Source organism: Buttiauxella cochleicola, from assembly GCF_021282405.1.
GTDB lineage: Bacteria > Pseudomonadota > Gammaproteobacteria > Enterobacterales > Enterobacteriaceae > Buttiauxella > Buttiauxella massiliensis.
This window is the reverse complement of record NZ_JAJSOU010000020.1, coordinates 61,388-70,742: the sequence shown is the minus strand read 5'-3', so window position 1 is coordinate 70,742 and position 9,355 is coordinate 61,388. Positions and strand designations below refer to the sequence as shown.

General features: G+C 52.7%; 6 protein-coding genes. 2 read left to right on the top strand and 4 right to left on the bottom strand.

The window, feature by feature from the left end; all coding sequences use genetic code 11:
• Positions 1-148 precede the first annotated feature (148 nt).
• Complete coding sequence (locus LVQ79_RS20460) at positions 149-355, bottom strand: hypothetical protein (protein WP_232866419.1); 207 nt, start codon at positions 353-355, stop codon at positions 149-151.
• A 169-nt stretch (positions 356-524) separates the two neighbouring features.
• Between LVQ79_RS20460 and LVQ79_RS20455 the strand changes: the two genes are divergently transcribed.
• Positions 525-2,231: a DUF3300 domain-containing protein gene (locus LVQ79_RS20455; protein ID WP_232866417.1), complete on the top strand. Its 1,707-nt coding sequence runs from the start codon at positions 525-527 to the stop codon at positions 2,229-2,231.
• Positions 2,232-2,243: 12 nt separating this feature from the next.
• The gene (locus LVQ79_RS20450) at positions 2,244-3,092 is read left to right on the top strand and encodes a DUF2950 domain-containing protein (RefSeq protein ID WP_232866416.1); all 849 of its coding nucleotides are present in this window, start codon (positions 2,244-2,246) and stop codon (positions 3,090-3,092) included.
• A gap of 50 nt (positions 3,093-3,142) precedes the next feature.
• Here the strand turns inward: LVQ79_RS20450 and lpdA are convergent, their stop codons facing one another.
• From lpdA to aceE, 3 genes are all read right to left on the bottom strand, one after another.
• Positions 3,143-4,567 carry a dihydrolipoyl dehydrogenase gene (gene lpdA, locus LVQ79_RS20445; RefSeq protein WP_034460910.1) on the bottom strand — a complete coding sequence of 475 codons (1,425 nt, stop codon included), beginning with the start codon at positions 4,565-4,567 and terminating at the stop codon, positions 3,143-3,145.
• A 202-nt stretch (positions 4,568-4,769) separates the two neighbouring features.
• The gene (gene aceF, locus LVQ79_RS20440) at positions 4,770-6,656 is read right to left on the bottom strand and encodes a pyruvate dehydrogenase complex dihydrolipoyllysine-residue acetyltransferase (protein ID WP_232866414.1); all 1,887 of its coding nucleotides are present in this window, start codon (positions 6,654-6,656) and stop codon (positions 4,770-4,772) included.
• A 15-nt stretch (positions 6,657-6,671) separates the two neighbouring features.
• Positions 6,672-9,335 (bottom strand): pyruvate dehydrogenase (acetyl-transferring), homodimeric type, encoded by a 2,664-nt coding sequence (gene aceE, locus LVQ79_RS20435; RefSeq protein ID WP_134187045.1) that lies wholly within the window; start codon positions 9,333-9,335, stop codon positions 6,672-6,674.
• Between the last annotated feature and the right edge of the window lie 20 nt (positions 9,336-9,355).

Sequence of the window (9,355 nt, the reverse complement as noted above, 5' to 3'; positions counted from 1 at the left end):
GGGGGCAGTGAGATTGATAATACCGAGAGCTTGTGAAAGTTCCATTTAAAAAGGGTCCATGTTGTGCATGAACCCTTTTTACACGAGCCACCGGATCGGTCAACTGATCCTTAAACGATCGGCATTACCCAGCTCGGGTCCTTTCGTTTTATGGCGCTACGGTAACCGCTACCGTTACGTCAGTTCCTCCCGCGGCATGAACGGTGATTGTCGCCGTACCCGCTTTGGCCTTCGGCGTGATAGTGAATACGCCGCTGGTTGGTGCCGCTGGCACATCGGCTATCGTTGCATTTAGGTACGCAAATGCCTGAGCCTTTTCCTGGAAAGTCACCTGAATACCCTCATAACACTTCACTTTCCCAACACGCCTTCAGCGCAATTCGAAATAATATTTCACGATTTCGGACAAGATTCCCAGCAAGAATCACCGTTTAAGTCAAAAATTAAACTATCAGCTCTCTATACTCGCCAGAATTGCCGCTTCCCGGCACAGCTCTCTACTTCTGAATACCAGGAGAAGTTAAATGAAGTTGCCCTTTAAGCCCCATATTCTCGCTCTCATATGCAGTGCTGGAATTCTAGCGGCGTCTGGTGTTCTTTTCGTTAAGAGCCAGACGACGGAACCCGCGCCCGCAGCCCCAGCCGCACAAACGGCACCGGTAGCCGCTCCGGCCACACCAGCAACTCCAGCCCCGGCGGCGCCCGTGACGACGGCGGCTACACCGCCAACGTTCAGTACCGCTCAACTCGACCAGTGGGTTGCGCCCGTTGCGCTCTATCCTGACCCGCTTTTGTCACAGGTTTTGATGGCGGCAACTTACCCGGCGAATGTGGTTCAGGCGGTGCAATGGTCACGCGATAACCCGAAGATGCAGGGTGATGCGGCGATTCAGGCGGTGGCGAACCAGCCGTGGGACCCAAGTGTGAAATCTCTCGTGGCTTTCCCGCAGTTAATGGCTTTGATGGGTGAAAACCCGGAATGGGTGCAAAATCTGGGGGATGCGTTTTTAGCCCAGCCGCAGGATGTGATGGATTCCGTGCAGAAATTGCGCCTGCTGGCGCAGCAAACGGGTTCGTTAAAAACCACGCTGCAGCAAACGGTGACCAGCACGCCCGTAACGGTTAACCAGAATACAACTGTTGCCGCACCCGCTCCGGCCACCACCAGTTCATCATCATCAAAAACCGTCGCGGCAGCGCCTGCGGAAACCATCATTAAAATCGAGCCGACCGATCCGCAAGTGGTGTATGTGCCGAATTACAACCCCTCAACGGTGTATGGCACCTGGCCGAATACGGCCTATCCGCCGACATATCTCCCACCGCCTCCGGGGCAACAGTTTACCAACAGCTTTGTGAATGGCCTGGGGTTCAGTCTGGGAGTGGCGACCACCTATGCGATATTCAGTAACATCGACTGGGACGATGACGATTATCACCATCATGATGATTACCATGGCGGCGGCAGCAACAATAATATCAATATCAACAACGTGAATAACTTCAACCGTATTTCCGGGCAAAACCTCCAGAACCGCAACACGACCTGGCAGCATAATCCGGCCTATCGCGGTGGCGTTCCCTATCACGACAACGCAGTCGCCCAGCGTTATCACCAGACCAACGTTGCAGGTGGTTTGAGTGCAACACAACGCGCGCCGGTTAATCGTGATGCCCAACGGCAGGCGGCGGCCACACAGTTGCAGCAGAATAAAGGGCGTATTGACGCCGCAGCGCCGCAGCTGGCTTCGCGCGATGCCCAGCGTAAGGCTTCAACGCAGCAACTGAATAAGATTGCCCAGCGCAATAACTATCGTGGCTATGATTCACAAAATACCGACGCGCGCCGCGATGCCGCAAAACAGCAGTTCAACAACTCGACATCCCAGCAGCGTAAAGACGCGGTCAAAAATCAGGTCAATCACCCGACCGCGCAGCAGCAACAGCGTCGTGAAACGGCTAAATCGCAAGCCAACCATCCGACTGCTCAGCAACAACAGCGTCGCGATAACGTCCAGCAACACCGGAGCAGCGGCAATCCTGGTCAGGAACAACGCCTGCAACGCACTGCGTCTACACGTTCAAATGCGTTTAGCGGGAACGACAGCCGCTCCCCCTCCTGGCAGGCACAAAGTCAGCGCGGGCAACAAAGTCTTAATCGCGCCAGTCATCAACAACGCCCGGCAAACCGAGAACGTCCAGCTGAGCATCGTGAATTTCATCGTCGCTAACGGGGAGGCATCATGAAAAATCGTATGAAGTTAAGTGCACTTGTAATGTTGATGCTGCCAGCCTTTGTTCAGGCGCAACAAATGTTTACCACGCCAGAAAAAGCGGCCACCTCATTTGCTACGGCGGTGATAAACCAGGATGAAGCCGCGCTGACCGAAGTGCTGGGCGATAACTGGCGGCAATATTTGCCAGATGAAAAAGCCGACCCGGAAGCCGTCGCCCGCTTTGTTCGTGACTGGAAAGTCAGCCACAATATCGATGAACAAGGCGATACCGCGCATCTCAATGTCGGGCAGGAAAACTGGCAGTTGCCGATCCCGATGGTGAAATCGGACGCGGGCTGGCATTTCGATATGCAGAAGGCCGCAGATGAAATTCTCACCCGCACCATCGGCCTGAACGAGCTATCAGCCATTCAGGCTGTGCAGGCCTATGTGGCGGCGCAGCAGGATTATTATCAGCTGGATCAACAGTACGCTCAGAAATTTCTCAGTTCGGAAGGCAAGAAAGACGGCTTGTACTGGCCCGCCACGCCTGGCGAAGCGCCTAGCCCACTCGGCCCAAGTTTCAGCCCAGAACACCCGGAAATGGGTTATCACGGCTACCATTTCCGGATTCTGACTGCTCAGGGTGCCGACGCACCGGGCGGGGCGAAAAACTATATTAGCGACGGGAAAATGGCGGATGGCTTTGCTTTAGTCGCCTGGCCTGTGGAATACGGGGAAACGGGGGTGACTACGTTTATGGTGAATAACCAGGGCGTGGTTTATCAGAAGGATTTGGGCGAGGAAACCGCGCAGAAAGTGCAGGAAATAAAAGAGTTCAATCCGGATAAAAGCTGGCAGGAAGAGCAACAATAAACCATAAAAAAAAGCGGCCTGGGCCGCTTTTTTTCTTATCCTTCAGGCGATTACTTCTTTTTCGCTTTCGGGTTTGGCAGGTCGGTGATGCTACCTTCAAAGATCTCAGCAGCAAGGCCGACAGACTCGTGCAGAGTCGGGTGCGCGTGGATGGTGAGCGCGATATCTTCAGCGTCACAACCCATTTCGATAGCCAGACCGATTTCACCCAACAGCTCGCCGCCGTTAGTGCCGACAATCGCACCACCGATAACACGATGAGTTTCTTTGTCGAAGATCAGTTTGGTCATACCGTCTGCGCAATCGGAAGCGATAGCACGGCCAGAAGCTGCCCACGGGAAGGTGGCGGTTTCGTAGCTGATGCCTTTTTCTTTCGCTTCTTTCTCGGTCAGACCAACCCATGCAACTTCTGGTTCGGTATAAGCGATTGAAGGAATCACTTTCGGGTCGAAGTAGTGCTTCATGCCGGCGATAACTTCAGCGGCAACGTGGCCTTCGTGAACACCTTTGTGAGCAAGCATTGGCTGGCCCACGATGTCGCCGATAGCATAGATGTGCGGCACGTTAGTGCGCATTTGCTTGTCGGTACGAATGAAGCCACGGTCATCAACTTCAACGCCAGCAGCGCCAGCATCGAGAAGCTTACCGTTAGGTACGCGGCCGATTGCCACCAGAACCGCGTCGTAACGCTGTGGTTCAGCAGGGGCTTTTTTGCCTTCCATTGTGACGTAGATACCATCTTCTTTGGCTTCTACCGCAGTCACTTTGGTTTCCAGCATCAGGTTGAATTGCTTGCTGATACGCTTGGTGAAGACTTTCACCACGTCTTTGTCAGCAGCCGGGATAACCTGGTCGAACATTTCAACCACGTCAATCTCTGAACCCAGCGCATGGTACACGGTACCCATTTCCAGACCGATGATACCGCCACCCATAACCAGCATGCGTTTTGGTACGGCTTTCAGTTCCAGTGCGTCGGTAGAATCCCATACGCGTGGATCTTCATGTGGAATGAATGGCAGCTGAATCGGACGAGAACCCGCCGCGATAATAGCGTTATCGAAAGTGATAGTCGTTGGACCATTTTCGCCTTCAACAACCAGGGTGTTAGCGCCGGTAAATTTACCCAGGCCAGTCACCACTTTAACTTTACGACCTTTCGCCATACCAGACAGGCCACCAGTCAATTGGTTGATAACCTTTTCTTTCCAGGTACGGATTTTGTCGATGTCAGTTTTCGGCTCGCCGAAAACGATGCCGTGCTCAGCCAGTGCTTTCGCTTCTTCGATAACTTTGGCAACGTGCAGCAGGGCTTTAGAAGGGATACAGCCAACGTTCAGACAAACACCACCGAGGGTGCTGTAACGCTCTACAATGATGGTCTCCAGACCTAAATCAGCGCAACGGAATGCAGCAGAATAACCTGCCGGGCCTGCCCCAAGTACGACGACCTGAGTTTTGATTTCAGTACTCATCATGACCTCTATGTTTTCTATCCGGTGATCCCTGGCCTTATCGCCCGTCATCCACCGGGACGTTCTATCCGCACGTAGTCTACAAAACTGTTAACAATTTTGAAACAACAAACGGCAAACGAATTGTCCTTTGCATCAGATAATCTCGAACTGCATCACGAGATTACCAGAAAAAAGCCGACCGAATGGCCGGCTTTTTGGCTTACATCACCAGACGGCGAATGTCGGCCAGCGTATTGTTGATGATGGTAATAAAGCGCGCACCATCAGCACCGTCGATCACGCGGTGGTCGAAGGAAAGAGACATCGGCATCATCAGACGCGGAGTGAACTCTTTACCATTCCAGACCGGCTCGATAGCAGACTTGGAAACACCGAGGATGGCCACTTCCGGCGCGTTAACGATTGGCGCGAAGTGAGTCGTCCCGATACCGCCGAGGCTTGAAATGGTGAAGCAACCGCCCTGCATTTCGCCAGCAGTCAGCTTGCCATCGCGAGCTTTCTTAGAAATCGCCATCAGTTCGCGGGACAGCTCAGAGATGCTCTTCTTGTTCACATCTTTGAACACCGGAACAACCAGACCGTTTGGCGTATCAACCGCCACACCGATGTTGATGTATTTCTTCAGCGTCAGTTTCTGGCCGTCTTCAGACAGAGAACTGTTGAAGCGTGGCATCTGCTCAAGTGCAGCAGCAACCGCTTTCATGATGAACACGACAGGCGTGAACTTCACATCCAGCTTACGCTTGGCAGCTTCGTCGTTCTGCTGCTTGCGGAACGCTTCCAGATCGGTGATATCAGTTTTGTCGAAGTGCGTAACGTGCGGGATCATCACCCAGTTACGGCTCAGGTTCGCACCAGAGATTTTCTGGATACGGCCCAGTTCAACTTCTTCGATTTCGCCGAACTTGCTGAAATCAACTTTCGGCCATGGCAGCATGCCAGGCAGACCGCCGCCGGTAGCCGCAGCTGGTGCAGATTCTGCACGCTTAACCGCGTCTTTCACGTAAGCCTGAACGTCTTCGCGCAGGATACGACCTTTACGGCCAGTCCCTTTCACTTTCGCCAGGTTCACACCAAACTCACGCGCCAGGCGGCGAATCAGTGGGGTGGCGTGAACGTATGCGTCGTTTTCAGCGAATTCAGTTTTGCCTTCCGCTTTCGCAGGAGCCGCAGCTGGTTTTTGCGCCGCAGTCGCAGGAGCCGGAGCTGCTGCTTCTTGCTTAGCGGCAGGAGCTGGTGCAGCACCTTCCACTTCAAAGACCATAATCAGGGAACCGGTAGACACTTTGTCTCCAGTATTGATTTTGATTTCTTTAACAACACCCGCGAACGGAGCCGGGACTTCCATAGAAGCTTTGTCGCCTTCTACGGTGATAAGTGATTGTTCAGCGGCAACTTTATCGCCCACTTTAACCATCACTTCAGTCACTTCAACTTCGTCACCGCCGATGTCTGGCACGTTAACTTCTTTCGAGCCAGATGCCGCTGGTGCCGCTGCCGGAGCCGCTTCTGCTTTGGCTTCGGTTGCAGCTGGCGCAGCGCCCGCTACTTCGAAGACCATAATCAGAGAACCGGTAGACACTTTGTCGCCAGTGTTGATTTTGATTTCTTTTACAACGCCTGCGAACGGTGCCGGGACTTCCATAGAAGCTTTGTCACCTTCAACGGTGATAAGACTTTGTTCTGCTTCTACTTTGTCGCCAACTTTAACCATAATCTCGGTAACTTCTACTTCGTCACCGCCGATGTCTGGCACGTTCACTTCTTTTGCTGCTGCGGCTGCTGCCGGAGCTGCTGCTGGCGCTGCTTCTTTCTTCTCTTCGGCCGTAGCAGGGGCAGCTTGCGCTGCACCTTCGGCGGATTCGAAAATCATAACCAGTTTGCCGGTTTCAACTTTGTCACCCACCGCAACTTTGATCTCTTTGACCACGCCTGCTTGCGGAGAAGGGACTTCCATTGAAGCCTTGTCACCTTCCACGGAGATGATGGACTGGTCAACTTCAACCTTGTCGCCCACTTTCACCATGATTTCGGTAACTTCAACTTCGTCTGCACCGATGTCCGGTACTTTGATTTCGATAGCCATTTTATTCTTTACCTCTTATGCCAGACGCGGGTTGACTTTATCTGCATCGATGTTGAATTTGATGATAGCGTCAGCTACCACTTTCTTATCGATTTCGCCACGTTTAGCCAGTTCGCCAAGTGCTGCAACAACCACGTAAGACGCGTCCACTTCGAAGTGGTGACGCAGGTTTTCGCGGCTGTCTGAACGACCGAAGCCATCAGTACCCAGTACGCGGTAATCGCTTGCCGGGATGAAGTTACGGATCTGCTCAGCGAACAGTTTCATATAGTCAGTAGATGCCACTGCTGGTGCATCGCTCAGAACCTGAGCAACGTACGGTACACGTGGTTCTTCAGTTGGGTGCAACATGTTCCAGCGCTCACAGTCCTGGCCATCACGAGCCAGTTCAGTGAAGGAAGTTACGCTGAATACATCAGAGCCAACGCCGTAATCTTTCGCGAGGATCTGCGCAGCTTCACGAACGTGACGCAGGATGGAACCCGAGCCCATCAGCTGAACTTTACCTTTGCTACCTTCAACCGTTTCCAGTTTGTAGATACCTTTACGGATGCCTTCTTCCGCGCCTTCTGGCATGGCTGGCATGTGGTAGTTTTCGTTCAGCGTGGTGATGTAGTAGTAAATGTTCTCTTGTGCTTCACCGTACATACGCACCAGGCCGTCATGCATGATGACTGCAACTTCGTAAGCGTAAGATGGATCGTAAGAGATACAGTTAGGGATAGTCAGAGACTGAATATGGCTGTGGCCATCTTCGTGCTGCAAACCTTCACCGTTCAGAGTCGTACGACCGGAAGTCCCGCCGACCAGGAAGCCGCGCGCCTGTTGGTCACCCGCTGCCCAGCACAGGTCGCCGATACGTTGGAAACCAAACATGGAGTAGTAGATGTAGAACGGGATCATTGGCAGATCGTTGGTGCTGTAAGAAGTCGCCGCCGCCAGCCAGGAAGAACCTGCGCCCAGCTCGTTGATACCTTCTTGCAGAATCTGGCCTTTCTCGTCTTCTTTATAGTAAGCAACCTGCTCACGGTCCTGCGGGGTGTACTGCTGGCCGTTCGGGCTGTAAATACCAATCTGACGGAACAGACCTTCCATACCGAAAGTACGCGCTTCATCAGCAATGATTGGAACCAGACGGTCTTTGATAGACGGGTTCTTCAGCATCACGTTCAGGGCACGAACGAAAGCGATAGTGGTGGAGATTTCTTTGTTCTGCTCTTCTAACAGAGAGCTGAAGTCTGCAAGTGTTGGCAGTTCCAGTTTCTCGGTGAATTTTGGCAGACGCGTCGGCAGGTAGCCGTTCAGTTTTTCGCGCTGGCCATGCAGATATTTGTACTCTTCGCTGCCTTCTTCGAACTTGATGTAAGGCAGTTTTTCGATCTCAGCATCGGTCACTGGAACATTGAAACGGTCACGTACATAACGCACGCCGTCCATGTTCATTTTCTTAACCTGGTGCGCGATGTTTTTACCTTCGGCAGTTTCACCCATGCCATAACCTTTAACGGTATGAGCAAGGATTACAGTTGCTTTGCCTTTGGTTTCTTGTGCATTTCGCAGTGCAGCGTAGATTTTCTTCGGATCGTGGCCGCCACGGTTCAGTGCCCAAATCTCATCGTCGGACATATCTTTAACCAGTGCAGCAGTTTCTGGATAACGACCGAAGAAGTGCTCACGTACGTAAGCGCCGTTTTTGGATTTGAAGGTCTGATAGTCGCCGTCTACGGTTTCGCCCATCAGCTGCAGCAGCTTACCGCTGGTATCTTTACGCAGCAGTTCGTCCCAACGAGAGCCCCAAATCACTTTGATAACGTTCCAGCCAGCACCCGCGAAGATACCTTCCAGTTCGTTAATGATTTTGCCGTTACCGGTTACTGGGCCATCCAGACGCTGGAGGTTACAGTTGATGATGAAGCACAGGTTGTCCAGTTTCTCACGGGTAGCGATAGTGATCGCACCTTTAGATTCTGGCTCATCCATTTCACCGTCGCCCAGGAACGCGTAAACGCGCTGTGCGGAGGTGTCTTTCAGGCCACGGTGTTCCAGGTATTTCTGGAATTTAGCCTGATAGATTGCACCGATTGGACCCAGACCCATTGATACGGTCGGGAACTGCCAGAATTCAGGCATCAATTTAGGGTGCGGATAAGAGGACAGACCATTACCGTGAACTTCCTGACGGAAATTGTTCATCTGGTCTTCAGTCAGGCGGCCTTCAAGGAAAGCACGTGCATATACGCCTGGGGAGATGTGGCCCTGGAAGTACACCAGATCGCCGCCATCTTTCGCATTGCGTGCGCGGAAGAAGTGGTTGAAACACACGTCATACACGGTTGCAGAAGACTGGAAAGAGGACATATGGCCGCCCAGATCGAGGTCTTTTTTAGACGCACGCAGGACAGTCATGATGGCGTTCCAACGGATAGCAGAACGAATACGGCGTTCCAGCTCCAGATTCCCCGGGTATTCCGGTTCATCTTCAACGGCGATGGAGTTTACGTACTGACGGGCAGCAGAACCTTCTGCAACTTTTACTCCGCCTTTACGGGCTTCGCTCAGTAACTGATCGATCAGGTACTGTGCGCGCTCAACACCTTCTTCACGGATGACCGATTCGATCGCCTGTTGCCAGTCGCGAGTTTCGATCGGATCCACGTCATTTGGGAAACGTTCTGACATGGGTGGTATTCCTTATCTGT

Excerpts from the sequence above, each read along its gene's own strand:
- aceF (WP_232866414.1), bottom strand. The coding sequence starts at position 6,656 with ATGGCTATCGAAATCAAAGTACCGGACATCGGTGCAGACGAAGTTGAA.
- LVQ79_RS20455 (WP_232866417.1), top strand. The coding sequence starts at position 525 with ATGAAGTTGCCCTTTAAGCCCCATATTCTCGCTCTCATATGCAGTGCT.
- LVQ79_RS20450 (WP_232866416.1), top strand. The coding sequence starts at position 2,244 with ATGAAAAATCGTATGAAGTTAAGTGCACTTGTAATGTTGATGCTGCCA.
- aceE (WP_134187045.1), bottom strand. The coding sequence starts at position 9,335 with ATGTCAGAACGTTTCCCAAATGACGTGGATCCGATCGAAACTCGCGAC.
- lpdA (WP_034460910.1), bottom strand. The coding sequence starts at position 4,567 with ATGAGTACTGAAATCAAAACTCAGGTCGTCGTACTTGGGGCAGGCCCG.